This window comes from Streptomyces sp. RFCAC02 (genome assembly GCF_004193175.1).
Classification (GTDB): domain Bacteria; phylum Actinomycetota; class Actinomycetes; order Streptomycetales; family Streptomycetaceae; genus Streptomyces.
On sequence record NZ_SAUH01000001.1, the window covers coordinates 265,202 to 292,083 of the forward strand.

The window sequence follows — 26,882 nt, forward strand, 5'->3', positions numbered from 1 at the left end:
GACGGGCGTGGCTGGCTCCACGTGGTGACGTGGGACCGGCACCAGAAGATCAGCAAGCCGACGGCCTCGCGCGCGCCGAGTTGCCCCGTGCATCCGGGGGGCCACCGGTGCGGGCAGTGTCAGTCCGCGAACTGCCGTGCCACGGAGCGCTCACCGCGCTCCCCGTCCTCCTCCGTACCAGTTCCCGGACTCCTCCGGGAGGGCTCCGGGACGGCTCCGGCGAGGGGCGAACCCGCAGCGAGCGGAGGTGCGGAGCCTTCCGGACCGCCCGTGGACGTCTGTGACGTTCCGGTGGCGACCGGACCTCGCCGTCCGTCGGCCGGACGCGGCAAGAGTGCAGGTCAGCCCCCACTCCCGGAGGACTCCGGGAGTGCTCCGGGAGGAGGACAGGAGGAGTCGGGTTCTGGATCTAGGATCGTGGATCCTGGATCTGTTCCTTCGGGGCGCGAGGCGCCCCCGCCCGTCGCCGGGCAGGGATCGATCTCCGCCAGGAGCCTGGTGGGCGAGTACGCGGCGAGCTGCGTGCGTCGGCCGCCGGAGGATGTCCTCGGGCACCTCGGGCGGAAGATCAGGACGCTGCTGGGTGAGGGGTTCTCCCCCGACGACATCCGCACGGCGCTGGAGCGGCTTCGGGCCAAGGGGTTGCATCCGAGCGTCCTGCCGAGCCTGGTGAACGAGGTTGTCAACGCGCCATCGGCGCCGCGCTCCACCGCGTCCTCGACATCATGGGCCGGAGCCGGTGCGTACCGGCCCTACCTCGATCCGGCGTCGGAGCCGAAGAGCTTCGGAGGTGAGCTGTGACCCCCGTGCGTCATGCCGGTCCTTCGCCAGCGGTGTCGGAACGGCTCCGCACCCGGCTGGCCGCCGCGCTGGCGAAGCGGGGGATCGACGGGACAGCCGCCGTCATCGAGCCCACCGAGCCCGAGCCGGCGCTCGTCGCCGCGCAAGAACGCATCCCGTTCGTCTATCGCCAGGCGCTTCCCGAGCATCCGCAGGTCAAAGCGTGGGTGCGGGCGGTCGCCGACGCCGCGGTGCCCCCGCACACCGGAGGACTGCACCCGCATTACGGCGCACGCGGACGCCGGCAGATCGGCCACGGACCGAGCCTCCTGCTGTGGGGCGGCACCGGGACCGGCAAGACGCACACCGCCTACGGAGCGATCCGTGCGCTGACCGCTGCCGGGTGCGGCGTGCGCTGGCAGGCCACCACAGTCGCCGACCTGTTCGCCGAACTGCGCCCGCGCCCCGGCACCGACCCGGAGTTCCTGCTGCGCCGAACGGTTCGCGTGCCGCTGCTCCTGCTCGACGACCTGGGTGCGGCACGCGGCACCGCGTGGACCGAGGAGATCCTCTTCCGGCTGGTCAACTGGCGCTGCCAGCACCGTCTGCCGACCCTCTTCACCACGAACCTGCCGCCCGTGCGCTCCGCCGACGTCCCCGCGTCCCAGCCCGTGCTGCGCGATGCGGTCGGCGACCGGGTCCTCAGCCGACTGTCCGGCATGTGCACGCCGATCCGGTTGACCGGACCGGACCGCCGCTTCCAGCGCCACTGACCCCTGCCCCACCCTCTCTGCTTCGTGGCGCGGCCCCCTTCACCTGCGCCCAGTTCAGCCTGCGCCTGCCCGCCGTGCGGCGCGGCTCCCCCTGGAGACCTCGATGCGCTACCTCACGACCAATGCCGCACCGCCGACCACCTTGCGCGGCATCGCGGATCACAGCTGGCAGCCCCGTGGCCTGTGCCACGGCATGGACCCGGCCGACGCCGACGAGCTGTTCTTCCCCACCCCCCGCGCCCACGCGCAGATCACCGAAGCCAAGGCCACCTGCGGACGCTGCCCCGTACGGCAGGCGTGCCTGGACTACGCGCTCGACAACGACCTCCGCCACGGCATCTGGGGCGGGCTGACCGAGACGGAGCGCCGCCCGTGGCACAACGGCGTCGCCCAGCGGATGGACTACCGGCGGATCCGCGCGACGTTCATGGGCCGGGACGTCCACCTCAGCCAGGCCGAGCGCGAGACCGTCGTACTCCACGCCTACGTCCGCGGCTGGAGCGCCGAGCGCCTCGCCTACACCCTCCGGCTCGACCTCGACTGGGCCAAGGACCTGATGCGGAACGCCGCCCACACCGTGGACGACCGCGACCGCTACTGGGGTCTGTTCGACACGAACGAAGACGGGCAGGTCCGCAGCGAGACCGCCCCCGCGACGGCCGGCGTCTTCGGAAGGGCTGCATGACCCCCGACGAACTGTCCGCCGTATCCCCCGGCTTCCTGTTCATCACCGGCCTGGCCTGCGCCGGGCTGCTGGCCGCGGTGGTGATGGTGGCCCACCGCCGACGCCGTTCCCGCGCGAGCGCCTCGAACCAAAGCTCGCCGGCGGTGCGGGTCGCGGCCCTGGCCGCGATCTGCTGCACCGCCTACAGCGCCGACACCTCGTGGAACTTCGCAGCCGACCGGCTGCAGATGGCCAGAGTCGCCGAGCGGGCCGCCATGTTCGCCACTGCCGAACTCGCCCTGTTCGCGTGCGCGCTGCTGGCCCGCCAGCACCTTTCCACCCGGGGATCGACGGGGCTTCCCGGTGCCCTGGTGTGGCTGATCACCACGGTCCAGATCATCCCCGCCTACGCCGAGTCGGGGCCGGTCGGCGGGACAGTGCGAGCCGTCATCGGCCCGATCATGGCGGCCACCCTGTGGCACCAGGCCATGGGAATCGAGCTGCGGATCCGCCGACCCGACGCGGAATCCGGCAGCCTGCTGGCCACGCTCGGGCGGGAAGTCCGCGAGCGGATGCTCGCCCGCCTCGGTGTCGAACGCGGCCGGGATGCCGAGCAGATCGCCCGGGACCGCGCCACCGCCCGAGCGGTCGCCCTCGCCACCCGCCTCGCCGAGCACTCACCCCGTTGGCGCACGTCGAGGCGGGGGCGGAGAGTCGCCGGCCGACTCGCCTCGGCCCTCGCGCGCTCCGGCGTGTCCACCGACCCCGAGCAACGCGATCGGCTGCTGCGTACCCTCGCCGACCGGCGGCACGCCCTCGCACTCGCCACCATGGAACTCCCCGTCCCCTGGGAACCTCCCACCGGGGACGGTCCCCATACCGTCCCCGAACGCCAGTCCCGTCGCACCGTCCCGCGAAAGGAACACGTCCCCCGTCCCCGACCGGCCGGGACAGAGACCGGGGCCGGAACGGGGACCCGTAGCGGGACGGGGACGGCCGCGTGGGACTCGCCGCAGGGGACCGCAGGTCAGCGGGGTTCAGAACTCCGCCCTGCCGGCACATCACCGGCCCAGTGCGGCAACAGGGAGGCGGACCCGGAGGTCGAACGCCCCCCGGGGCGGGATCGTCACCGTCCCGCTCCCCCGCGCGGGCGACCGAAGAACGCCCGGGACCGGACCCGTACCGCCCGTCCCCTGACCACCGAGCAACTGGTCGAACGCGTCCGTCCCCACGTCCCCGCCGTGCTTGAACGGGACGGCAACGAGACCCTCAACCGCGACCAGCTCCGGGAGATCCTGCGCACCCACGGCCTGCCCGGCAGACGGAACGAGCACCTCGCCCCCGTCCTGGAACGCCTGCGCGAGCACCGACCCACCTCCCCGGAAGGGAGCAGCAGGTGAAGACCTGCCGTCGCTTCGAGGCCATCCGGGCCGGATACATGCGCGACATCCAGTACCTGAACGACCATGCCGAACGCCGGCACAGCCCCGCCGCCGCGGCCAGCGCGAACATCGCTCGCGGGGCACGGCATCGCATGGCCCAGGCCCTCAACCACCACTTGCGGCGCTGCCGTGAATGCGGCTGAAGCGCCACACGCCGGGCGACGCGACCGCCCGGCCCGACCGGAGGAGGCCATCATCGAACCCGGACCGCTGCTGAACGATCCGGCGCAAGCCGACGCGTGGGCGGACGTCCTCGTCCGTCACGGACTGCTGCACGCCGCCGTCCGGACCCCGGCCGGCCCATGGCTCGTACAGGCCACCCAGCACTCTCCCGTCCACCTCCTGGAGGACGCCGGACTGCTCGGTCTGACGGCCGCCATCCAGCAGCACCGGCGTACGCGGATCACCCGATGACCGGACCGACACGGCCTCCCGACCCGGATCCGGTCGCGACGCCCAACTCCGTTGCCGGGCGAGCAAGTTATCCCTTTGGATACTCCGCTGCGGGCGGAGTGTCCAAAGGAAGCACCGCCCCGGGGACGGCGGGCATCCGGCGCCGGGGGACGCCGGAGGAAGAAGCCGCGGCCGAGGGCAGGCCGCAGCAGGGAGCGACGGGAGACGTCCCGCCGAGCAGCCCCGGCGCCGTGCACCGCGCCCGGCGCCGGGCATACCGGCACCGGCAGCGCCCGTACGTCCGTACCACCCGCCTGAGCGCCGGTGAACTCGCCCGCATCACCGCCGGGGCCGAGGCCGCGGGCCTGACCCTCTCCGGCTTCCTCGCCCGTTCCGCTCTCAGCGCCGCCCGCGACCTCGACCGGACAGCCGCCAGCCTCGCCGGCCGACGCGAGCTGGTCGCCGAGCTGTTCGCGGCGCGCCGGCACCTCGGCCAGGTCGGGAACAACCTCAACCAGGTGGCCCGCGCCATCAACTCGGGCGCGACGCCCAAGGAGCTGGACGTCGTGCTCGCCGCCGTCCACCGGGCCGTGGCACGCATCCAGGACGCCACGGACCGCCTGCTCGACCGGAACTGAAGGAACGCACGGCCCGCATGATCCCTCGAGTCCATCAGCGCGGGAAGCGCACCATCGGCCTGCTCCACTACCTCTACGGACCGGGAACGCACGAGGAACACACCGACCCGCACCTGGTGGCCTCCTTCGACGGCCACGCCCCCGATCCCGGCCGGGATCGGCAAGCCACCCTCGTCCAACTGCAGCGTCTCCTCGACCAGCCCGTCGTCGCCCTCTCCCCGGACCGCCGGCCGCCCCGACACGTGTGGCACCTCTCCGTGCGCAACGCCCCCGGCGACCGCGTCCTGTCCGACGACGAATGGAGCGACATCGCCCACCGCATGGTGGCCGCCGCCGGCATCGACCCCGGGAACGGCGAACCCGGCTGCCGCTGGGCAGCCGTCCGCCACGCCACCGATCACATCCACATCGTCGCCACCCTCGCCCGCGAAGACGGCCGCAAACCACGCCTCCACCGCGACGCCGCCCGCGTCCAAGCCGCCGCGCGCCTCCTGGAGACCGAACTCGGCCTACGACGGCTCCTCCCCGGTGACGGCACCGCCGCCAAGCGCCCCACAAGCGCCGAACGCCACAAAGCCGAACGCCAGGGCCGCGAACGGACCGCCCGCGAAGAACTCCGCGAAACGGTACGGCGCGCCCTGGCCGGCACAGGGAGCGAGCAGGAGTTCTTCGACCGCCTGGCCGCCGCCGGCCTCCTGATCCGCACACGCATCGCCCCTCCGGCGACCTCCTCGGCTACAAGGTCGCCCTCCCGGACGACCGGAACAAGCACGGTGAACCCGTCTTCTTCCCCGGCTCCGCCCTCGCCCCCGACCTGTCCCTCCCCCGCGTCCGGAAGCGCTTCTCATCCACCGCACCGGCAGAAACAACGGGAGAAGCACGGCCGGCGCGCAGTTCCGGCATTCCGACAAGCCGAGCCGCCCGGGCACGGCACCAGGCCGCCACAGCCACGTGGGAAGCCCTCCTGATCATCGACCGCGGGAACGACGGCGAGGTCGCCACGCACATCACCGCCGCCGGTGAAGTCCTCGACGCACTCGCCGCAACGGCCGCCGCGAACACCCGACAGGCACTACGCGAAGCCGCCTTCGCCTACGAACGCGCCTCCCGATCCCACGTACGCGCCGAACACGGCCACGACCGCGCCCTTCGCCAGGCCGCCCGCGACCTCGTCCACGGCGGCCCCGCCCTCGGCCGCGGCGAAGACGGCGCCACCACAGCCATGGCCATCGACATGCTCTTCTTCCTGATCACCGCCGCAGCGCACTGGCACGCCAGACGGCACCACGCCCAGCAAGCCGACGCCGCCCGCCAGGCCGCCAACCACCTACGCACCGCCTACCGCACCGCAGCCTCCGCCCCCTTGAACGCCCTGCAGCACCGCGGACGGCTCCTCCCCCGGCACGAGCAACGCAGACAAGCCGCCACCGTGCACGAAGCCATCCCCGAACTGGCCGAACGGATCCTCACCGAACCCGGCTGGCCCGCACTCGCGGCGACCCTCAACGACGCCGAAGCCGCCGGCCACCCTCCCACCACACTCCTCGCCGCAGTAGCCGCACACCGCGAACTCGACACCGCCGACTCCATCAGCGACGTCCTGACATGGCGGCTACGACGCACAGCCGCCCTCCCCACCACCGGCCGGCTGAACCGCCACCGACCCGCCGTCTCCCCGGAGACCGGACGCCCGGCTACTCGCCAGCAGCAGAACGACAAGACCAGCCGCACAACGCGCTGACCCGCCCCGACCTGCCACCACGAACGCCCCCTCACCTACTTCGAATCCCTGGCCCCCGCATTCCGAGATCACCTTGCACAACTACTTCACCAAGGAACGGCTGTGGAAGTCCGGCCCGTTCCCACACTTCCTCATCCTGCTCAACGAACACCCCCGATACCGCGCCTACGCCCGCGCGCACCACCAGCTCCTCACTCGATACGCCCCACACCTGGCCCCGATACCAGAACCATGGCTCCACGCCACCGTGCAGGGCATCCACCACCCCCTCATCCCCGACCAACTACAACAGCTCACCACCGCAGCCCGTGCAGCCTTCCGCGACATCCGCCCCTTCCGCATACAGTGCGGCCCCGTATGGCCAGGCATCACCGCCATCACCACCGCCATCTATCCCGAAGACGGCATGACGCTTCTGAACCGACGCGCCCGCTACGCGGCTGCCGCCGTTCCCGGAGTGAAGCTACGGCCGACCGAACGGAAGTTCTGGGCGCACAGCACCCTGGCCTACGCCCGGCACGACTTCGACGATCACACCCTGAACCGCGAACTCCGGGCACTCCGCCCCGAACGCGTCGATATCACCATCGACCGAGTCCACCTCGTCAACCAGCGTCAACATCCCCAGCGCGGCTACTACACATGGGAGGTCGTCGCGGACTTCCCCCTCGCGCCTGCTCCGCGCCGACAGGAACGGGCGATGCCGCGACTTCCCTACGGACCGTAGGCTTTGGGGATGGCGACATCCGCGAAGCCCGCGTATGAGGGCGTGATCTTCGACTTCTTCGGGGTCCTGACCTTCAACATGGTCGAGGTGATCTCCTACTTCGAGGACCGGGAGAGACTCGCCCGGGGGACCTTTCTTCGTGCCTGGGCCGACCCACGAGGCCAGGAACTGTTCCGGAAGCTGGAGCTCGGCCAGATCACGCAGACCGACTGGAATGCCGGGTTCGCGGCCCTGATCGGGATCGGGCCCGACAACCTGATGGCCCGCTATCTCCACGATGCCTTTCCGGCCCACCAGATGCTCAAAGTGGCGCGGCAGATACGGGCTGCCGGGATCAGGACCGCGGTGTTGTCCAACAGCCTCGGGCGGGAGCCCTACGACCCGTATGCGGGGTTCGACTTGCAGGGCGCTTTCGACGAGGTCGTGCTCTCTGCGGAGCACGGTGTGCGCAAGCCCGACCCGGCCATCTTCCGTCTGGTGCTCGGCAAGCTCGGCGTCCCGGCCGAGCGGTGTCTGCTCGTCGACGACAGCGAAGAGAATCTTGCTGCCGCCCACCGGCTCGGCATCACGCCGTTGCTGGCACTGGACGAGCAAGTGGCGGCCAAGCGTCTCCGTGACGTGCTCGAACTACCCGACCTGTAGAAACTCGCGCACGCCCGTGTGCGAGGTATGCGGGGCCAGCTTCTCGCGGAGTCGCTTCAGCTCGGAGGCTGAACGAGCGGAGTCCACCGAGCCGACGCAGCGGGCTGCGTGGCGTGCTTTGGCGACTGTGGCGTCCAGGTCGCGCATGGCAAGGTGCGCTTCGGCGGCACGGGCCAGGTAGATCGCGTTACTGCGCGGGTACTCCTCATCGCCCGGGTACGAGGCTTTCATGGCGGCCTCGAAACGGCGTACCGCTTCCGCTGGGTCCCCGAGGTACAGGGCTGCTGAACCGGCGATCATCTCGATCTCGCCGTAGTCCACCCAATACAGGGTCTTCGGATCGTCGTCATGGGTCCCCTTGTCCAGTGCAGCGCGGGCAAGGTCGAGCTGGTGGGCGCACTCCTTCTTCGCGCCGGTCATCGACAGCGCGCGGGCGGTGCGGGCGGCCAGCATGGCGTGCATGCGTGGAGTCGCTAACCGTTTCACCTGCTGTTGTGCCGTCTGAAGGAGCGATACCGCTCTGCCCGCCTGTCCGGGGGTGGAGTAGCACTGGATGGCGGCGAAGGACAGTCCGTAGGCGCCGCTGACGGGATCGCCGGCATCTGCGGAGGCGCGCAGTGCTCCGTCGAAGTAACGCTGGGCAACGCCAGGGCGGCCCTGGTCCAAGGCAGCCCACGCGACCTGTCGAGCAGCTTCGGAGGCCATCGCATGCAAGCGGTCCACGGTCGGACCGTCGTACCGACGCGACGTGATCAGGCGGACGATGAGGGACAGTTCGCTGCGGGCCAGTTGGTACACCTCGCCACTGCCGAGTTCGTCGTCAAGATGCCGTAGGTGATCAAGACGGTCGTCCACATGAGCCAGGAGAGCGGGGCCGTGGAGGACGGCAGAGAACGTCCTGGTCGGCCCGATCGTCTCCAGGGCCTTGGACCAGCTCCTCGCCGAGCCGGAGAGCACCGCTCCGGCAGACAGGAACCCTCGGCGATCCACACTGCTCCCCTTCAGCAGATCGGTGAGAACGGTCAGGCTCCCGGGCTGGTCCCACGGCATGTCTGTGGCACCCGGCGCGCCGGAGCCGTGCAGCGCCGCCGCGAAGGTGCCGCCGGTGCGTAACACCCTGTCGTAGGCGGCGGCAACCCCTGCGGTCACGGACCGGTTGCCGTTCTCCACATTGCGCAGGTACGCCTCGCCAAAGCCCGCTTCACGGGCGAATCTCGCCCACACCATGCCGGATGCCCTGCGCGCCTCCCGCATGTCATCGCGCAGTTGTTCGGGCATCAGGCGGCCTCTCCTGCTTGGGATCGGTACTGGATCGGGTCACGTCATTGTCCCCCGTGCCCTGGCGGTGTGTGCTCGTCTCAGCACACAAGGCGATGGACTTGGCCGATCCCGCGTCCGTGGCCGCGTGTCCCGCAAGGCACGTTCGGCGTCAGCACGCCGCCGACTGCACGCCATTGGCATCACCGACATGAGTAACCACCCCCATGAGCAGGAGGACTCGCCATGAACGTCCAGACCCACCAGACCGAGGCGGCCGTTCCGGCCACCACCGAGGTCGACCTCGATCTGAGCATCAGCATCGTCACCGCCGGCCCCGTCGCGGCGGCCCTGCTGTCCAGCACCGACGACGGCTGCGACACGCTCAAGAACGGCGACTGCTGACTCTCCTGACCCGAACCACGGGGTGGCGGTGACGGAAGCACCCGGCGCCGCCGCCCCGCGCCAACAGTCCACGAACCCGGCCGTCTGGGGAGGCACAATAAGTGACCGCGAGCAGCGGACGCACTCCGTACTACCGACCCGTCCCGGCGGCCGTACTGCGCGCGAGCACGCACGCCCCGCACATGCACCTGCCGCCCTGGCCCGGCGACGATACCGGCGCCGGACCATGGCGGATGTGGCTCGCGGCGGCATGGTCGAACCGAACCCTGGCCGAGGCTGTGGCCCTCGCCAGTCCTGTTCTGGCGGACCGGATCGAGCAGGTCCTCGCCGGGCGGCCCACCGAGACCGTCGCGGCCCGTCGCATGGCCCGGGCCTTGGCCCGCTACTGCCTGCGGCTGCGCGGCCGGGCCACCCCCTTCGGCACCTTTGCCGGAGTGGCCGGCGCGTCCTTCGGCCCGCACACGGCCTGGCAGTGGAACGAGAACCACCGGCTCCGGACCCGGGCGGACGCGGTCTGGCTGGCCGCCGTCACCGCCCGCCTGGAAGCCGTGCCCGAGCTTCTCGCCCGACTACCGGTACAGATCAACACGCTCGCCGTCGCCCGCGGCGGACGCCTCGTCGTGACCTGGCAGCCGCATCAGAGCGTCCGCTCGCACAGGGCGGGCGAGGAGGTGGAGAAGTCGGTGCGGCTGATCCCGGTGATGGAGACGATCCGGCACACGGCCCTCTCCCCGATCCGCACCGCCGACCTGGTCGACAAGGTGGCCGCCGAGCATCCCGGCGCAGTTCGCTCCGCGCTGGAGCAGGTGGTGGGACAGCTGGTGGACGTCGGTGTGCTGATCTCCAGCCTGCGTGCCCCGGCCACCACCGGCGACGCCCTGGCTCATCTGCTCAACCAGTTGCACCAAGCGGGCGTGGGTGACCTGCCACAGACCAAGACCCTGGTCGGTGAGTTGCAGCTCATCCACGCCGCGATGGGCCGCATCGGCCGCGACGGCGACTGGGAGACCAAGTGGGATCGGCGTGTGCTTGTCCACCGGATGCGACGGGTGACCGGCAGGGCCGAGCCGACACTGGCCGTGGACCTGCTGCTCGGCGCCAACCTGGTGCTGCCGCAGGCGGTGGCCGACGAGGCCGCCCGCGCGGCCGAGGCGCTCATCCGTCTCAGTCCGCAGCCGGCGTCGAGCACCTCGTGGCGTACATACCACCGCGACTTCCTCACCCGCTACGGCCCCGGCGTCCCGGTACCGGTGACGGAGCTGACCGACTCTGTATCCGGTCTCGGGTTCCCCCGGCACTTCGCCGAACAGCCCGGCGGTCCGGCTGCCTCACCGCGGGACGAGGTCCTGCTCGCGCTCGCCCAACAGGCCGCCATTGATGGCGTCGAGGAGATCGCACTGGACGCCGGGCTGCTCGATTCCCTCTCTCCCGGCCGTGAAGCGCGGCGGCCGGTGACGGCGGCGGAGCTGTGGGCCGACCTGCGGGCCGAGACTCCGGAGGCGGTGGACGCAGGCGACTTCACACTGGGCGTGTGCGGGTTCGGCCGAATCGCGGCCAACTCCGGCCGCTTCCTCGACCTGCTTGACGCTGGCGACCGTCAGAAGACGACCACTCTGTACACCACGCTGCCTACCAGTGTGAAAGGCGCCGTGGCCGCTCAGCTGTCCTTCCCACCCCGGCATCCACGCACCGAGAACGTTCTGCGTGTCCCTGCTGTGTACGAGCGCCTGATCCCGCTCGCCGAACACCGCACGGATCACGACAGCCAACTACCGCTGTCGGACCTGGCCATCGCCGCGGATGCGGAGCGACTGTACGTCGTCTCACGCTCCCGGAGACAGGTGATCGAACCCGCCCTGCCGCACGCAGGAGCCCGGCACACCATGCCGCCGCTGGCTCGGCTGCTGTTCGAGACCCCACGTTCGCCCCACCCGGGGGTCACCGCGTTCGACTGGGGGATGGCCGCTTGCCTGCCGTTTCGGCCCCGCGTGCGCTATGGCCGCAGCATCCTGGCCCCCGCGCAGTGGCGCCTCGATCCGGCAGAACTCCCCGGCCCCGACGTGCCCATGGCTGCCTGGGAGAAGGCTCTGGACAGGCTGCGTGAACAGCGTCGCCTGCCCGCCGGCGTCGCGGTCGGCTCCGCGGACCGTCAGCTGCGGCTCGACCTGGGCGAAGCCATGGACCGGGCCGTCCTCCGCGACCATCTGAAGGCCGCCGACGGCCCGCTCACCGTGGCCGAAGCGCCGCTCGCCACCGCGTACGGATGGTGCCAGGGACGGGCCCACGAGCTTGTCGTGCCACTCGCGGCGACCGCCTCCGCCGACGTTGCCCCGGCGTTCCTGACCAGTGCCCGGCCCGCGCCCGTCACCGGCCCTGGCACCGGGCCAGGGGTGGTGTTCGCCAAGCTCTGCGCGCCCGCTGCGGTGCACGACGAGATCCTCAGCGCGCACTTGCCCGAGCTGCTGCAACGGTGGGCGAGCCCGCCTCGGTGGTGGTTCGCCCGCTACCGCCAGCCCATCGATCACCTGAGAATCCGGCTGCACGATCCGGACGGTGCCCGCGCCGCCGGGTACCTTGCAGCCTGGGCAGAACGCCTCCGGCAGCGCGGCTTGAGCGGTGAGATCGTCTTCGACTCCTACCTGCCGGAGACAGGGCGGTACGGCACCGGGGCCGCCTTGGCCGCCGCCGAAGAGCTGTTCGCAGCCGACTCCGCAGCCGTCCTCGCCCAGCTCGCCTTCCTCACCGCGAACCGGGACGTGCACCCGCAGGCGCTGACCGCGGCGAGCATGGTCGATCTCACCGGTGCGGTGACGGGCAACCGGTCAGCGGGGTTGCACTGGCTGCTCGACCACCCCCAGTACGCGGCGACCACGACCGCGCAAGACCGCGAGCTACGCCGCCAGACACTCCGCCTCGCCGAAGAGAAGACGCTGCCCGTGCTGCCGGGCGGTGCGGATCTCGCCGCCGCTTGGGCGGCCCGCAGGGCGGCGGCCTCCCGCTACACCAACCGCCTCGAGTTCACCGCTCACCGGCTCACCCCGGGATCCGTGCTCGGCTCGCTGCTCCACATGCACCACAACCGCGCTGCAGGGATCGACGCCGAGGCCGAAGCGGTCACGTACAAGCTGGCGCGGGCCGTCGCCCTGTCGCAGACCCGCCGGAGCACCGGGAGCACGACCATCGCGAGGGGCGATCGATGACCGCGCTGGAGGACCCCGGCCTCCGCGAGGCCGCAACAGCCCTCGCGGACAAACTCGCTGCCGCTCTGGCCGTGCCCCCGTCAGTGGACTACGGCGACGACTACCGCCCCGACAGTCCACGGTGGCGCGACCAGTCACTGTCCAAGGGGGCCGCCGGCGTCGCTGTCCTGCATGGCCTGCGTGCCCAGCTCGGGCGCGGAGGCGTCGGGCCGGTGCACGCATGGTTGTCACGCGCCACCCGCGACGAACTCACCGCCGGCCCGGGCGCGGGCCTGTGGTTCGGTGCTCCCTCGATCGCCTTCGCCCTGCATCTGGCCGCACCCGGCCAGTACGCGGGCGCCGTGGCCGAACTCGACACCGCCGTCCAGAAGCTCATCCGGACCCGCCTCCAAGCCGCCCACACCCGCATCGACGCCCGCCTGCGTCCCTCACCGTACGAGTTCGATCTGACCCGCGGACTCGCCGGACTGAGCGCATACCTGCTTCACGGTGCTCCGGACGGTGACCTCCTTACTCAAGTGCTGGACTACCTGGTCCGGCTGACCGAGCCGGTCGACGCGGCAGATCCAGTCGGCAGTGCCGCGCCGGGCTGGTGGACCGGCGACATCCCTGCCAACGAGCACGACCCGGCCTACGCCGACGGACATGCCGACTTCGGTATGGCTCATGGCTGTTCCGGCATCGTCGCCGCCCTCTCCCTGGCGCTGCTGGCCGGCGTGCGCGTCGACGGACACCGCGAAGCCATCGCGCGCATCTGCCGCTGGCTCGATGCCTGGCGGCAGGACGGGACGGCGGGGTGGTGGTGGCCCGAGCGGATCACGTTCGGTGAACTGGCCACCGGCCGTCCCGGTCAACAGGGTCCGCTTCGGCCGTCCTGGTGCTACGGCACCCCGGGCCTGGCCCGCGCTCAGCAGCTCGCCGCCCTCGCCACCGGCGACACCGCCCGCCAGCAGGCGGCCGAAGTGGCTCTCGTGCGGTGCGTCAACGATCCCGTCCAGCTTTCCCGCCTCACCGACCCAGCCCTGTGCCACGGCTTGGCTGGACTGGTCGCCACCACCTGGCACGCAGCCGCCGACGCGGCCACCGACACCCTCGTGAACCTGCTCCCGACGCTGGTCCAGCCCCTGCTTGAGCATGCATTCGACACCGTGCCCGAGGGCCTCCCCGGCCTCGTCGAAGGAAATGCGGGCATCGCCCTCACCCTGCACACCATCGCCACCGGCACACCGAGCCGCTGGCCAGCCTGCCTCCTCCTCGCCTGAACCCCTTCCGCCCGCGAACCGAAGGACCGTGATGGCCACCCAGCCGTCCGCCGACTGGCGTCAGATCAACCTCCGCTACGACTCCTGGCGGACCGCCGAGCAAACGGCGGTCGAACACCTCCACCCACTGCTGAGCGCGGCCGAAGGCGACGGGATCCTCACCGCTTGGTGGTTCATCCGAAAGCGCGAAACCTGGCGGCTCCGTTCCCTGCCCGCACCAGGGCGCGAACAGCACGCGGACGCCGTCCTCGCGCGGCTTGCCGACCACCCCACGGTCCGGGAGCACGCCCGCCTCGTCTACGAGCCCGAAGCCCGCCGCTTCGGCGGCCGGGACGCGATGGACATCGCCCACACGCTGTTCCACACCGACAGCCGCCACATCCTCGCCCATCTCGCCGCCGCCCAGGACGGACACGACCTGCGCCGCGAACTCGGCGTGCGGCTCGCCACCCGGCTGATGAACGCTGCAGGCCAGGACTTCTACGAACATGGCGACATCTGGGCCGCGCTCGCCGAGCACCGCACCACCACCGACAGCCCCGAGCCGTCCCCGGCGACTCTCACCGCAGTACAGATGCTCGTCACCGCCCGGAACGACAACCTCGACAGCCCGCTCACCCACCTCCCCGCCTGGGCAGCCGCGTTCGAGGACGCCGGCCGGTCCCTCGCCCTGGTCGCCCAGCATGGTCACCTCACCCGCGGCCTACGGGCGATCCTCACCGACCACGTCCTGTTCGCCTTCAACCGCCTCGGCGTCTCCGCCACCGAACAGGCCCTTCTCGCCGCCTCCGCCAGCCGCGTCGTCTTCCACCGCACCCCGGTACCACGAAGCGCCCCGAACACCTCCGACCAGACCACTACAGTCAGGCCAGTGACCATGGACGCCACCCCCATCACCACCGACCCACAAGCGCTCCGCAAGACCCTCGTCGCCAAGATCGACAGCCTCGGAACCTTCCGCACCCCGGCCGTCAAGAACGCCTTTCATTCCGTGCCCCGCCACCTCTTCCTGCCTGGCGTCGACCTGGCGACGGCGTATGCGCCCAAGCAGGTGGTGACCAAGCGCGCGGCCGACGGGACCGCCGTCTCCTCCGCCTCCAGCCCCAACATCGTGGCGATCATGCTCGAGCAGCTCCGAGCCACCGCAGGGCACACAGTGCTGGAGATCGGCGCAGCCACCGGCATCAACGCCGCCTTGCTCAGCGAACTGGTCGGTCCGGACGGCACGGTGACCACCATCGAACTCGACCTCGACCTCGCGGAAGGCGCCCGCGCCCACCTCGCCAAGGCCGGATACCCGCAGGTCAAGGTGCTGTGCCGCGACGGTGCCCTTGGCGACCCGGACGGCGCCCCCTACAGCAGGATCATCGTCACCGCCGGTGCCTGGGACATCCCCGCCGCCTGGTGGCAGCAACTCGCCGCCGACGGGCGCCTCGTCGTCCCGCTGCGCCTGCACGGCAGCGGCCTGACCCGCTCGCTCGCCTTCGACCGCACCGACAACGCCACGATGGTCAGCACGAACGCTGCTACGTGCGGGTTCGTGCCCATGCGAGGAGCCACCGAGATGGGCGAGATCCACGTCCGGCTCGCCGACGAGATCATCCTCAAGGTCGACGCCGACGATCTGCCCGACGAAGCCTCCCTCTCCAAGGCTCTCACGCACCCCGCACACCGGCACTGGACCGGCATCCAGGTCCGCCACGACGAGATGGCTGCCCACCTCGACCTCTGGCTCGCCACCGTCCCCAGCGGCCTCAGCTTCGGCAAGCTTTCCGTTTCCGACGCCGCCCGCGAACTCGGACTGGCCTCCCCCGCCCGCCGGTGGTCCGGCGCCGGCCTCTACCAAGGCGGCACTCTCTCGTACCTCACCGTCCGCGCCGTCGACGACGACACCCACGAGCTGGGCATCATCACCCACGGCCCGGACACCGGCAAGATCACCGGCCAGGTGAACGACCTTCTGTACCGCTGGAGCCGGGAGCGCCCCGCACAGCCGGTTGTCACCGCCTATCCCGCCGGCACCCCCGACGACCGCCTCGCCCCAGGCGCCCGCGTCACCCGCCCCGAGACCCGTCTGACCATCGGCTGGTGACCTCCAGGCCACCCGGACTAACCGCAGGGACACGCCCGTTCTGACTTCACCAACCGTCGGCAGGAGCCATTCGCTCCACGCCGACGGCTGTAACTCATATTGGGAGGAAGGGACCGGTGGCGGCTGCAGGCCACGCTGCGGTGGAGGCGCTCTATACGGAACGCAAAAGCCAGGTGCTTGGGCCTTCGGCACCCGGAATCAGTGTATGCCGGGATCCGGCACATGCTCGCGGGCTGCTGTGAGGCGGCGACCACGGCCGCCTGCCTCTCGAGAGAGGCGTAGAGAAGGCGGGGCTCGTATTCACCCTGGCCGATGTAGAGCTGTTCCATACCGTGCGCATGCGGGAGCGGCCCGTGAACCCGCCCGGGATCTACTAGTTCTTCCGCGCCCGCCGCTGGGAACGCGCGCCCCAGCTGGGCACAAGGCGCCGTTCCTATAGGCCATAGGCATGGCGAACGCGGCCGGACGGTGGCCCCGCTGCTGCCAACGAGTCGAGCACTCGCCCGATTGGGCCAACGGCCGGAGGGCGCGGCAAGGAGTCTCGGCGTGGCAGTTTTCCAATCGGTGGTTTCGCGTGCGCCTCGAAGGGCGATGCGGATAATGTAAAGAAACCGCGAGTGCAAGCCCCTCCTGATCATTGTCCAGCGATTCACGCATTACTCGTCCGAGAGTATTGGGCAGCCGCTCCAGCGAAGATTGCCCCTCGCTGAGGGGGTGACGTCGACGCGCCTAGCGAGGCGACAAGACTCGACTCAGAGGGCGCTCCGAGCTGCCCCGGTCGACGTTCGCTGCAAACCCGCATGACGCCTGCGTCTACCTTTCTCCCGAAATAGAGTTTCGAAAAATGGGCGACAGCCTCCCACAGTTCAGCGTCTTTATGGTGTGCAGCGATCCAGGAACAGATCGCACTACATGGCGGGGGGAGCACCCCTGGAACACGAGCTAAGCTGTGCGCGGAAAGTGGCTGACGAGCCGCTCCATGGCCCCACGCTTCACTGCATTGGCACGTCGCACCTTCTCGCCTTGCACGACCACAGCACCGCAGCCGAGCAAAGGGTACTCCGCTACCTGCCTCCGCCCTTCCCTCGGTCATCCAGCATTTTGAGGCTTGCGCCACCTTCACCACGCACCGACTGCCGCTCGGTGAATAGAAGCACGCTTGAAGGTGAATAAGGTGCGCCGTTGACGCTTAACGTGACGTCAGACATGCTCTGCGTACCCGGCTCGCAGTAGGGCCACGCTGAAAGGGTCTCATCATGCGCAAGAGGCAGGTAGCGATCGCTGGCGCCACGCTTCTCACGCTTTTCTTTGCCGCCCCGACGGCAGCGAACGCCATCTACAGCTACAACGGTGAGGACCACACGAATGACTACGAGTCCCGCTCGCGCATACGCACCTGCGATAACGAATCGGACAGTACTGGGGTGAAGGGGGTCTATGAACTGACCAACGGGGACCAGGACAGCGTTCGCGACGACGACGGCGACAATGGCCTGTGCGCTCATGAAGGTTCGGGCGGACGGACCATCTCAGGCCACCAGACCTGTGAGACGCCGGACCTCTGGCCGGACACCTGCGGGAACTGGCAGCGTTACTGAGACACCGGCGCAGTGCCGGCCCGCCCACGCCAATGCGTGACGGCGGGCCGGGCAGGCCACGGAGAAAAGGGGCGGGTGGATGGGAAGACGAGCAGCGCAGGCAGGGGACCGCCGAGTGTTACCGGGGGATCGTGATGCGGGGGCCGGTGAGTGGGTGGTGCTGGCCGAGTCGGTGGTCGTCGAGGTGCCGGGGCGGCGGATCGCGGACGGCCTGGACCTCCGGCTGGCCGCCGGTGAGTGCGTCGCGCTGATGGGTCCTTCCGGTTCGGGAAAGACGACCGTGCTCAACACCCTGGCCGGCCTCGTGCGTCCCGACAGCGGCACGGTCGACATCTGTGGTGAGCGGGTCAGCGACGCCCCGCCGGACCGGTCGGCGGCGGTGCGGATGTCCCGCATCGGCATGGTCTTCCAGTTCGGTGAACTGATGCCCGAACTCAGCGTCCTGGAGAACATCGCCCTGCCCGCCGCCTTCGCCAGCCACCCCGACGCCACCGAACGCGCCACGCGGCTGCTGGACCTGGTGGGCCTCGCCGGCTACGAGCAGCGTGCCCCGGAGGAACTGTCCGGCGGCGAAGCACAGCGTGCCGCCATCGCCCGGGCGCTGGTGTGCGGTCCTCGACTGGTCCTCGCCGACGAGCCGACCGGGGCGCTGGACGAGGCCAACGCCCGCCGTATCACCGGCCTGCTGGTGGACGTCTGCCGGGAGAACCGGGCCGCGCTGCTGGTGGCGACTCACGACCCGGAGGTGGCTGCCGCCATGGACCGGACACTGTTGCTGCGCGACGGGCTCCTCGTTCCGCGTCCCGACACAGCGGGGCGGTCCCGGTGAAGCCCTGGCGCACGACCGCCCGACTCGCGCTGCGCCTCGCCCGCGCACGGCATCCCCAGCAGCGGCTGCGCGTCATCCTGCTGGGCACGGTGGCCCTCGTGACGGCGATGACCGCCCTGTTCACGGCCGGTGTGCTACACGCGCTGACGGAGGAGAGCGGGCGTTTCGAGGACCGGACCGTTCGATTCGCCCCGCCGGGCGAGGACGTGGCTGTTCGGGTGGATCGCCGGGACGACACGTGGGGGCTCACCCAGTACCCGGTGGTGTGGCTCGACCCCGTCGACACGGATGACCCGGCAGCCCTGCCTCCGGGGATGGTTTCGTGGCCCGAGCCCGGCGGCTGGGTCGTCTCACCCGGTCTTGCGGAGCTGGCCGAGGACCACCCGGACCTGGCGGAACGCTTCCCCGATCCGCACGTCCTCACCGGTGAGGGCGTGCTGCACCCCGGTGAGCTGCTGGCCTACCGCCGCATTCCCGCCGGCGGCTTCCTGGGCGAGTACGCGGTCGACGCGACGGGCTTCGGCGGCCCCGGCCCCACGATCGGCGACGACACCGAACTGGATATCCCTGCGATGTCCCTGGCCCTGGCCGGCTTCGTCGGCCTGCCCCTGCTCCTGCTGGCCGCGGCCGGCACGGCCGTCTCGGCCCCCCTGCGCGCGCACCGGCTGGCCCTCCTGCACGCCTTGGGCGTCCCCACCCGACGGCGGCGCACCCTCGTGGTCCTGGAAGCCGCAGCGATCTTCCTCCCCGGCCTGGCCCTCGGCACCCTGGCCTGGCACCTGCTGGCGCCCCACATCACGCGCATCCCGGTGGTGGACCGCCCCATCACCGGCGGAGACCTCGTACCGCCCGTGTGGTCCACCACCGCGGTCATCGCCTTCCTCGCCATGGTCTTCGCCGCCCTCTCGGTGCTCACCGAACGCCGCCACCGGGACGACCGCCACGCCACCGCGCCCCGGCCCCGCGCCGGACGCCCCCGGCTGAGCGGACTGCGCGCCGGCCTGGCCCTCGCCGGTACGGCTCTCCTCGCCGCGGCCGCACTCCGCGACGGCAGATGGGCAGCCACCGCCACCCTCGCCGGCGTCGTTCTGCTGGCAGCCGGAATTCCCCTTGCCCTCCCCCTGATAGCCCGTCGGGCCGGGGACCGCCTCGCCAAGAACCCAGCCTCTCCGGGCCGGGTCCTGGCCGGCCGGCGCCTCCAGTACGACCCCCGTTCCGCCGTCCGCCCGCTCTACGGCATCGCCGCCCTCCTCGTCATCACACCGGTCATCGCCGCCTGGATCACGGCCGTCCGAGCCATCGACCCACCACCGCCGGCCGACCCCACCGTCCAAGCCTTCGAGTTGCGCGGTGCCCTCAGCCACACGGACTTCGACACCCTGCTGCACGACCTGCCGGACGCCACCGCCGCGCCCCTGACCGTCGAACCAGGTCCCGGAAACCGGACCGCCGCGCGCATCGGCGCCTCCTGCGCCGACCTCGACCGCCTCCTGGAACGCCCCGTGTGTACGAGCGACGGACTCGACACGGCCGCCGAACGGCGCCTCGGTCTGCTGGTCGCCGGAACAGCCGAGGTCTCCGTCACCCTCGTCCCACCAGACCTCACCGCTCTGACCGCCGATGACACCCTCCTGGTCCTCACACCCCGGCGCCCCGGGACCGAGTCCACGCTCCGCAGCGCCGCACTCGCCCAGCCCGGCGCCCTCACCGTCCTGTCCGAAGCCGACCACCAGCTCCAGGAATCGGACCTCGTGCCCTGGATCCTCGGCGGCATCACCCTCTTCAGCACCCTGGTGTTCCTCGTGCTGGCGACCGGGCTGATCGACCGCTCGGCGGACGGCAGACGCGGAGCCCGCCTGCTGACCTCACTCGGCCTCACCCGCCGCCGTATCCGCACCCTCAACGGACAGGAATTCCTCATCGGTTACGGAGTCGTGGCAGGGACCGGCATGACGGCAGGAATCGTGGCCTCCCTCGCCTGGACTCAGCTCGACCCCGCCATCACCTACCCCCTGGAAGTCCAACTCGTCACCACCACGATCACCGCAGCCCTCGCCGCCATCGGCCTCCTCGGCGTCCACCTCTCCGACCAGGAACCAGGAAGGTGAGATTGTCAGTCGGCCCCGAACGTCACCGGACCGGGACGCCAACATCACCCTCGACGGCTGGCTCCCAAGAGCTCGCCACAAGCCGGTACTGCCGTGGCCTCACCGCTCTCTCGATGAACTCGGGCGATTCGTCTTCGTCAGCGGACCACTGGTCTAACCCTCCACGGTGCGTCCCACGATCCGAAGGTGGCTCTCTGCGACCGACGGCAGCACGTGGCGGGGTACCGGTTCGGGTGTGGTCAGCGAGGTCGCGAAGACGGCCACCAGACCGTGAGGCGTGCCCGCCGTGAAGGAGGCACACCACAAGTAGGGAGTGTCAAAGGAAGGATCGGCCCATGCCTGCCAGCACCTCTGTGGCTTGCGCGGATCCGAATCCCGGATGAGCGGCGGCTCCGGTTCGAGGGAAACAGTGGCGGTAAGACCAGGCGGCGAGGCGGCGTCCGGGTAGTCCGCGTCGCGCAACCATCCGTGCCGCGTGAGCGCGCCGAGCACTGCCTCAGAGTCTGCGTAGTCGTCGCGGCGATGCGGGTCGTCAAGTGCGGTCAGGAACTCGATCAGTACCTCCGGCGGCACGCCTTCCGTGAAGGAAGCCGCCCACTCAGTCAAGGCGCTGTTCGGTCGGCGGCGAGTCGTTACATTCCAGGCCACGGGCAACCCACCGAGCTCTATCGGATAGCCGGCCTTTACCCATTCCGCCGACTTGAGTCCGTCGGGGCTGAGGTACAGGAGGGTGGCGTGGGCGGTGGGCCACATGGTCCAGCCCTCGCCGGTCAAGTGTTCTCCCACCGTGGTGGCGAGTACCCCGTCGTCTCCGGCGAGGTAGCGGGGTGTCACCCAGTACACCGGGGTCGCGGGATGCTCGGGATGCGGGTCAGGAGTCGAGTGTGTGTCCAGGTCGTCTACAAGTGCTCACGACGGTGCGCCGGGGTGCGGTTGCGCCGGCGGGCTTCATCAGCGCGGCGGTGCCGAAGTGGGCGGGTGCCACATCAGCTGTATTGCCACGTCAGGTGGGAGGTAGGTGTCCGAGTCGTCGTCGGGGTGCTGAGCGATGAAGACGGTCGCACGACCGTGTTCGTCATGGCTCGCGACGAGTGCGCCGATGCGGTGGGCCATGGGGAAGAAGGGGTTCAGCGCCAGGCGTACCGGTGCGTCCGGGGGAAGGGGAGAGAGCTGGGCGGTGAGGTCGCCCACGGTCGTCTCAGTCACTGCGGTTGCCCTTCTCGAGGGCGGGAAGTGTTCAGGGCGGCGGCGACCGCGGCGGCGACGATCTCGGCAGGGGTGGAGGGTGCGAACGTGGCCTTCCATCCGGGCTGGGAAGCGGTGCCGGTCACCGCGAGCACCCAGCCTTCGCCACCGCCGCAGCGGCCGGCCGGGAACCAGCCGAGGTAGCACCTGCCGTACCGGCTGCTGATGTGCGTGTCCGCCCGGTCATCGACAACGAGCGCGAAGTCCTCGGAGGTGAACTGGTCGGTGACGAGCGCCGGGTCGCCGGGGTCGATGCTCCAGTGTCTCCGGCCCAGAGTGTCGACTTTCGTGGTGGTTCCTGACGACAAGTGCGGTGCCTCTCCTTCTTGGCTTTCGTGCAGGAAGGTCGAGGTTGACATGTACTCCGGCTGTCTGCCAGGTCGTTTCCGTCTGCCGGAAGCGAACTGCCCCTGAGCGCGTGCGCGCCGGGCCTCGGCAACCCGGTTGTGAACATGGAAATGGGCGTGGTCGGCAGAATGGCGATTCTGCCGGCCACGCCCTTTACAGACGCTTGTTCCCCTCAGCGCTTGGACGCTGTGGAGGGTGGGTGAGGAGCTGTGGCGGTGCTCCAGCGGGTGATGCTGGGCTGCGGAGCTGCACGGGTGGACCGTGCGACATCCAGGGGCGTTGGAGTCGGCCGTACCGGGGTCAGCTGTGCGACGGCCTTCAGTGGGCGGGCGAGGAATTCCTTCCAACGCAGGAGGGTGTCGACGGTCATGGAATTCCCCACCTGAAGTGGGTTGGGCATCAGATAATTCCCCACCCTCACGGTCACGTTTCCCCAGGGGGATGACGGTCGCGCCGGGCGACGTATCGGCCTCCGCTGTCAGCCGCCGGCTGGCTTCTTAAGGGCAGGGCATGCCCATGTAGAGGGCTTGTTCGCCCGATGAGGGTGTGCCGTCGTAGAGCGTCGTGTCCAGGCCGCAGAAGGTGAATCCCATTCGGTGGTAGGCGTGGATCGCCGGGGCGTTGATGTTGGTGACTTCCAGCCAGATGTGCCCGGCACCAGACTCACGGGCGAACTTGACGGCGTGGCCGATCAGGGCGCGGCCGACGCCTTGGCCCCGATGTGCCGGAGCGATTTCGATGTCCTCGATGGCCAGCCGTCGGTTCCACGAAGCGTAGGAGACAGTGGCGAAGCCTGCCAGACTGCCGTCGGTGTCGACGGCGACGAAGGTGCGGCTGTTCGGATCCCCCTCGGCCACGGGCGAATCGGCGTCGTCGGTGTTCTCGGCTGGGAAGACCTTGTGGATGGGCGGGTCCACCGGGATTTCCTGGAGGGCGAACCCATTCTCGGTGATGGCCACCTGGAAGACGGTGTGGGTGGTGAAGGATCCGTCGAGTGCCTTGATGGCCTCGGTGTCTTCAGGCCGGGCAGTGCGGAACTCGTAGTCCATGTCGTCAACAGTCGTCATGGTATGAAAGCTTATGACCGGTCCGATCGGCATGGATCGAGTTCTGGACGGCTTGCAACCCGGACTGCCGGGCAGGCCGCGGCGACCAGCACACGGCGAACTCGTCAAGACCCACGCGGCGGCCCAGATCCGTGACCTGGGCGCCCTGCGTTGGCTGCACGCCGGCGAGTCCGTGATTCTGTTCGGCCCGGTCGGGGTGGGGAAGACGCATATCGCCCAGGCCCTCGGGCATCTGGCCGTCCGTCAAGGCGCCCAGGTCCGGTTCGCCAAGACCAGCCGCATCCTGGCGGACCTCGCAGGCGGCCACGCGGACCGCACCTGGGAGAAACGGATCCGCGAACTGGTACGTCCCGACGTCCTCATCCTCGACGACTTCGCCATGCGCCAGCTCAACGCAACCCAGGCCGACGACTGAGCTGCTCTGAATTTGGTGGAGTCCCTGATGCCAGGGTTACGACCCTGGCGAAGGAGATTCACCAGCACCATGCCAGCACCCCGTAAATACCCCGATGAGCTCCGTGAGCGCGCGATCCGTGAGGTCCGCGCCACCGGCCGCCCCATCGCGCACGTCGCAAAGGATCTAGGCATCCACAAGGAGGCCCTGCGCGGCTGGGTCCGCCAGGCGGAGGCCGACCGCGGCGAGCGCGCCGACCGGCTGACCACCGCCGAGCAGGACGAGCTCAAACAACTCCACAAAGAGGTAGCCGAGTTGAGGCGGGCGAACGAGATCCTGAAAGCCGCCTCGGTGTTTTTTGCCCAGGAGATCGACCGTCCCCGGACGAGGCCGAGCAGGTGATAGACCACCTGCGTGACAGAGGTCTCGGGGTCGATCCCGTCTGCCGGGTGCTCCAGCTGTCGCCGTCGGCGTACTTCGCTCGCAAGAAGCGGCCGAAGTCGGCTCGCCGGCTCCGCGACGAGCAGATGATGTCGCTGATCGAGCAGGTCCACGCGGACTCGAGCGGCACCTATGGCGCCCGCCGGATCACCCGTGTCCTTCAGCGCAAGGGCCACGAGGTGGCCCGCTGCACCGTCGAGCGGCTGATGGCCGAGCTCGGTATCGAGGGCGTCATCCGTGGCCGGCGGCGGCGTACCGCCATCCCCGAGCCGTCGGCACCCCGCCCGCCGGACCTGGTCGACCGCGACTTCACCGCCTTGCGGCCCGACCAGCTCTGGGTGGCGGACATGACGTATGTCCGCACCTGGCCCGGCTGGGCATACGTGGCATTCGTCCTGGACGTGTACTCACGGATGATCGTCGGCTGGCAGGTCGCGAACCACATGCGGACCGAACTCCCTTTGGACGCAATGGAGATGGCGCTGTGGAGACGGAGAATCAAGAAGGACTCCGGCCTCATTCATCACAGCGACCGCGGGTCACAATACGTATCAATTCGGTACACCGACCGGCTGTCCGACATCGGCGCCTCAGCGTCGGTCGGCTCGGTCGCGGACTCATATGACAACGCGATGGCCGAGGCCCTGAACGGCACCTTCAAGGCCGAGCTCATCGAGATGCAAGGCCCCTGGAAGGACGTCGACCAGGTAGAGCGGGCGATCCTCCAGTGGATCACGTGGTACAACGAAGAACGCCTCCACTCCGCACTCGACTACGTACCGCCCGCCGAATACGAGCAAGCCTTCTGGCAGAGCCAGGAACAAGTCCAACAGTCCGCCTGAACCATCAAGATCGGACTCTACAAAACTCGGGGCAGCTCGAGGAGTACCGCGGCCACCTCCAGGGGGTGCTGTACTCAAGCCTCCATTCAACCTCCCGGGCCGACACGTTCCTCTGCAGCCTGTGCCCGGAACCTCGCCGCGCCGCCGGCTGGGACCATTGCCACGATCACGGCTTCATTCGAGGGCCGGTGTGCGCGGTATGCAACACCGACGAAGGGCACAGCATCCGCTTCCTCTGCCGGGAAGGAGCTCTCGCGCACCTGCTGCGGTGCCGTGGCTGCCGCGAGGGCAGTGTCCTACCGAAGCGGTATCGTCAGCAGGCCATCGCCGCTCAACTGCGGGCGACCGAGCGTCATGATGGCTGTGAGTGCGCTCCGTTGGTCATGTTCCTCGACCTGCTGCCCGACGGGGGGATGCGGTGTGCGTTCGAGTGCCCCGGTCACCCGGAGACGCCGAGGTGGGAGCACACGATGCCCGCGAGCGAGGCTACCGACGTGTTGACCGCCTACGTCGAACAGGCAAAGGCCAACCCGGGGGCCCGCGGAACGAGCTGCCTTAGGTCTTCCTTCATCAGTCGAGCGTGACCGCGTGGGCGTTCCCTCAACCGTCGCCCCAGTTGAACGCCATTCCCCGGTCGGAGAATTCGACTCTCGCCATGCTGGGAGGGAGATCGAATCGCCATCTCAGCCAGCCGTCCATCGCCAGAGCGGCGGCTTCCGATCGATAGTCCGCCGGCGGGTAGGACAGCTCGTGCACCTCGACTAGGGGTTGTCTTCAAATGTCAGGCCCACATCAGGAGCGAGGCGAGGGTGACGGCTGCTTGGTAGGACTCGATGGTCTTGTCGTAGCGGGTGGCGATGCCTCGCCATTGCTTCAAGCGGTTGAAACAGCGTTCGACTTCGTTGCGCTGCTTGTAGAGCCGTTTGTCGAAGGCCGGCGGTCGTCCGCCGCGGCTGCCGCGCCGGAGCCGGTTGCGGATCTGGTCGGCCCGTTCCGGGATGGTGTGGCCGATGCTCCGCTGCCTGAGCCAGTCGCGGATGGCCCTGGAGGTGTAGCCCTTGTCGCCCAGGATGTGGTCGGGCCGGTTCCGTGGCCGTCCGGGGCCGAGGCGAGGCACCCGTATCGCCTCCATCACGGTCGTGAACTGGGTGCAGTCGTTGGTGTTCCCGCCAGTGACGGTGAAGGCGAGCGGACGCCCCACAGCATCGCACGCCAGGTGGATCTTGCTGGTCAGGCCACCTCTGGAGCGTCCGAGCGCGGGGTCGCGGAGCCCCCTTTTCGCGCCCCGGCGGCGTGCTGGTGGGCACGGACGACGGTGGAGTCGACCGACACGAGCCAGTCGATGTCCCCGGCTGCATCCGCCCGGGCCTGGGCGGCTCGGAGCATCCGCTCGAACGTGCCGTCCAGTGCCCACCGGCGGAACCGGGTGTGCAATGTGGCCCACGGACCGTACCGCTCGGGCACGTCACGCCAAGCGGTCCCGGTGCGGAACTTCCACACGATCCCGTTGAGCACCGTACGGTCGTCCGACCGCTTCCTACCCCGCACCGACACGGGCAACAGCGGCCGGACGAACTCCCACTCGGCATCCGACAGTTCATGGCGACGTATCACCCAACCATGATCCACCATGCAAGATCTTTTGAAGACACCGCCTAGGACACCCGAGGGGCACCGCTGCATCAACGCCGCCCCGGAGAGTACACCTGCTCCGAGCCAGGCCGCGCCAGTATGTGCCGTCCGCCACAACCAGCCACACAGACCGGTAGACCCGGACACCGCGGTCGATAGGGGCGGGAGGCAGATGCGCCTCGGCGCACAGATCGACGGCCAGGCATCCCCTGCCGCCTGGCGTCCGAGATCGGTAGCGGTATGTCCCAGCCATGACTTCCGGTCCCCACAGAGAATGAAGCATGTACGGACGAGCCAATCCTCCCCGGCTGGGACGCCGACAGAACAAGCCCGAGGCAAGCAAGCCCCGGGACGTTGGGCTT

The 26,882-nt window shown here is 69.8% G+C and carries 25 protein-coding genes and 1 pseudogene; 20 read left to right on the forward strand and 6 right to left on the reverse strand.

Going from position 1 to position 26,882, the window contains the following annotated elements:
* Positions 1-417: 417 nt before the first annotated feature.
* The 10 genes and pseudogenes from EMA09_RS28755 (at position 418) to EMA09_RS01210 (ending at position 7,800) form a co-directional block, all read left to right on the forward strand.
* On the forward strand, positions 418-801 hold the full coding sequence (locus EMA09_RS28755; RefSeq protein ID WP_240796169.1) for a hypothetical protein: 384 nt from the start codon (positions 418-420) through the stop codon (positions 799-801).
* 32 nt (positions 802-833) lie between these two features.
* On the forward strand, positions 834-1,553 hold the full coding sequence (locus tag EMA09_RS01170; RefSeq protein ID WP_240796170.1) for an ATP-binding protein: 720 nt from the start codon (positions 834-836) through the stop codon (positions 1,551-1,553).
* Positions 1,554-1,656: 103 nt separating this feature from the next.
* Positions 1,657-2,238, forward strand: coding sequence for a WhiB family transcriptional regulator (locus tag EMA09_RS01175; protein WP_129838016.1), 582 nt, complete (start codon positions 1,657-1,659; stop codon positions 2,236-2,238).
* Positions 2,235-3,617, forward strand: a complete 1,383-nt coding sequence (locus EMA09_RS01180; protein ID WP_129838018.1) for a hypothetical protein — start codon at positions 2,235-2,237, stop codon at positions 3,615-3,617. The genes EMA09_RS01175 and EMA09_RS01180 overlap by 4 nt, the downstream gene beginning before the upstream one ends.
* Complete coding sequence (locus tag EMA09_RS01185) at positions 3,614-3,802, forward strand: hypothetical protein (RefSeq protein WP_129838020.1); 189 nt, start codon at positions 3,614-3,616, stop codon at positions 3,800-3,802. Before EMA09_RS01180 ends, EMA09_RS01185 begins: the two co-directional genes overlap by 4 nt.
* Positions 3,789-4,073, forward strand: a complete 285-nt coding sequence (locus EMA09_RS01190) for a hypothetical protein (RefSeq protein ID WP_240796171.1) — start codon at positions 3,789-3,791, stop codon at positions 4,071-4,073. The genes EMA09_RS01185 and EMA09_RS01190 overlap by 14 nt, the downstream gene beginning before the upstream one ends.
* Before the next feature lie 98 nt (positions 4,074-4,171).
* Positions 4,172-4,690 (forward strand): plasmid mobilization relaxosome protein MobC, encoded by a 519-nt coding sequence (mobC, locus tag EMA09_RS01195; RefSeq protein ID WP_240796172.1) that lies wholly within the window; start codon positions 4,172-4,174, stop codon positions 4,688-4,690.
* A gap of 17 nt (positions 4,691-4,707) precedes the next feature.
* A pseudogene (locus EMA09_RS01200) lies at positions 4,708-6,431 on the forward strand (mobilization protein).
* A 73-nt stretch (positions 6,432-6,504) separates the two neighbouring features.
* Positions 6,505-7,158 (forward strand): hypothetical protein, encoded by a 654-nt coding sequence (locus tag EMA09_RS01205; RefSeq protein WP_129838024.1) that lies wholly within the window; start codon positions 6,505-6,507, stop codon positions 7,156-7,158.
* Positions 7,159-7,167: 9 nt separating this feature from the next.
* Entirely contained in the window at positions 7,168-7,800 is a 633-nt protein-coding gene (locus EMA09_RS01210; RefSeq protein ID WP_129838026.1) for an HAD-IA family hydrolase, read from the forward strand.
* On the opposite strand, the gene EMA09_RS01215 is transcribed toward EMA09_RS01210, so the two are convergent.
* Entirely contained in the window at positions 7,786-9,078 is a 1,293-nt protein-coding gene (locus tag EMA09_RS01215; protein ID WP_129838028.1) for a helix-turn-helix transcriptional regulator, read from the reverse strand. The two genes, EMA09_RS01210 and EMA09_RS01215, sit on opposite strands and share 15 nt — an antisense overlap.
* 225 nt (positions 9,079-9,303) lie before the next feature.
* Between EMA09_RS01215 and EMA09_RS01220 the strand changes: the two genes are divergently transcribed.
* From EMA09_RS01220 to EMA09_RS01250, 7 genes are all read left to right on the forward strand, one after another.
* Positions 9,304-9,462: an FxLD family lantipeptide gene (locus EMA09_RS01220; protein ID WP_129838030.1), complete on the forward strand. Its 159-nt coding sequence runs from the start codon at positions 9,304-9,306 to the stop codon at positions 9,460-9,462.
* 101 nt (positions 9,463-9,563) lie between these two features.
* Positions 9,564-12,662, forward strand: coding sequence for a lantibiotic dehydratase (locus EMA09_RS01225; protein ID WP_129838032.1), 3,099 nt, complete (start codon positions 9,564-9,566; stop codon positions 12,660-12,662).
* Complete coding sequence (locus EMA09_RS01230) at positions 12,659-13,924, forward strand: lanthionine synthetase C family protein (protein WP_129838034.1); 1,266 nt, start codon at positions 12,659-12,661, stop codon at positions 13,922-13,924. The genes EMA09_RS01225 and EMA09_RS01230 overlap by 4 nt, the downstream gene beginning before the upstream one ends.
* A 31-nt stretch (positions 13,925-13,955) precedes the next feature.
* Positions 13,956-16,016 carry a methyltransferase, FxLD system gene (fxlM, locus tag EMA09_RS01235; RefSeq protein ID WP_129838036.1) on the forward strand — a complete coding sequence of 687 codons (2,061 nt, stop codon included), beginning with the start codon at positions 13,956-13,958 and terminating at the stop codon, positions 16,014-16,016.
* A gap of 1,256 nt (positions 16,017-17,272) precedes the next feature.
* A complete protein-coding gene (locus tag EMA09_RS01240) occupies positions 17,273-17,614 on the forward strand; it encodes a hypothetical protein (RefSeq protein WP_129838038.1) in 342 nt (113 codons plus the stop codon).
* Between the two features lie 154 nt (positions 17,615-17,768).
* A complete protein-coding gene (locus tag EMA09_RS01245; protein WP_240796173.1) occupies positions 17,769-18,443 on the forward strand; it encodes an ABC transporter ATP-binding protein in 675 nt (224 codons plus the stop codon).
* Positions 18,440-20,551, forward strand: coding sequence for an FtsX-like permease family protein (locus EMA09_RS01250; RefSeq protein ID WP_129838042.1), 2,112 nt, complete (start codon positions 18,440-18,442; stop codon positions 20,549-20,551). The genes EMA09_RS01245 and EMA09_RS01250 overlap by 4 nt, the downstream gene beginning before the upstream one ends.
* A 153-nt stretch (positions 20,552-20,704) precedes the next feature.
* Here EMA09_RS01250 and EMA09_RS01255 read toward each other — a convergent pair whose 3' ends face one another.
* The 4 genes from EMA09_RS01255 to EMA09_RS01270 all read right to left on the reverse strand — a co-directional run bounded on the left by EMA09_RS01255 (position 20,705) and on the right by EMA09_RS01270 (position 23,211).
* On the reverse strand, positions 20,705-21,385 hold the full coding sequence (locus tag EMA09_RS01255; RefSeq protein WP_346655800.1) for a DUF317 domain-containing protein: 681 nt from the start codon (positions 21,383-21,385) through the stop codon (positions 20,705-20,707).
* 117 nt (positions 21,386-21,502) lie between these two features.
* Positions 21,503-21,757, reverse strand: a complete 255-nt coding sequence (locus tag EMA09_RS01260) for a hypothetical protein (RefSeq protein WP_129838046.1) — start codon at positions 21,755-21,757, stop codon at positions 21,503-21,505.
* Complete coding sequence (locus EMA09_RS01265) at positions 21,754-22,155, reverse strand: DUF317 domain-containing protein (RefSeq protein WP_129838048.1); 402 nt, start codon at positions 22,153-22,155, stop codon at positions 21,754-21,756. The genes EMA09_RS01260 and EMA09_RS01265 overlap by 4 nt, the downstream gene beginning before the upstream one ends.
* A 486-nt stretch (positions 22,156-22,641) precedes the next feature.
* Positions 22,642-23,211, reverse strand: coding sequence for a GNAT family N-acetyltransferase (locus EMA09_RS01270; protein ID WP_129838050.1), 570 nt, complete (start codon positions 23,209-23,211; stop codon positions 22,642-22,644).
* Between the two features lie 13 nt (positions 23,212-23,224).
* Between EMA09_RS01270 and EMA09_RS01275 the strand changes: the two genes are divergently transcribed.
* The 3 genes from EMA09_RS01275 to EMA09_RS01285 all read left to right on the forward strand — a co-directional run bounded on the left by EMA09_RS01275 (position 23,225) and on the right by EMA09_RS01285 (position 25,472).
* Positions 23,225-23,626 carry an ATP-binding protein gene (locus tag EMA09_RS01275; protein WP_276324151.1) on the forward strand — a complete coding sequence of 134 codons (402 nt, stop codon included), beginning with the start codon at positions 23,225-23,227 and terminating at the stop codon, positions 23,624-23,626.
* A gap of 69 nt (positions 23,627-23,695) precedes the next feature.
* Positions 23,696-24,888, forward strand: a protein-coding gene (locus EMA09_RS01280) for an IS3 family transposase (RefSeq protein WP_240796174.1) whose coding sequence is annotated in 2 segments (ribosomal slippage) — positions 23,696-23,969 and positions 23,969-24,888 — 1,194 coding nt in all. Because the reading frame shifts where the segments join, the coding sequence is not laid out codon by codon here.
* Positions 24,889-24,953: 65 nt separating this feature from the next.
* Positions 24,954-25,472, forward strand: coding sequence for an endonuclease domain-containing protein (locus tag EMA09_RS01285; protein ID WP_240796175.1), 519 nt, complete (start codon positions 24,954-24,956; stop codon positions 25,470-25,472).
* A 197-nt stretch (positions 25,473-25,669) separates the two neighbouring features.
* On the opposite strand, the gene EMA09_RS01290 is transcribed toward EMA09_RS01285, so the two are convergent.
* A protein-coding gene (locus EMA09_RS01290; RefSeq protein ID WP_240796607.1) for an IS5 family transposase occupies positions 25,670-26,499 on the reverse strand; the annotation gives its coding sequence in 2 pieces (ribosomal slippage) (positions 25,670-26,160 and positions 26,160-26,499; 831 coding nt in all).
* Positions 26,500-26,882 lie beyond the last annotated feature (383 nt).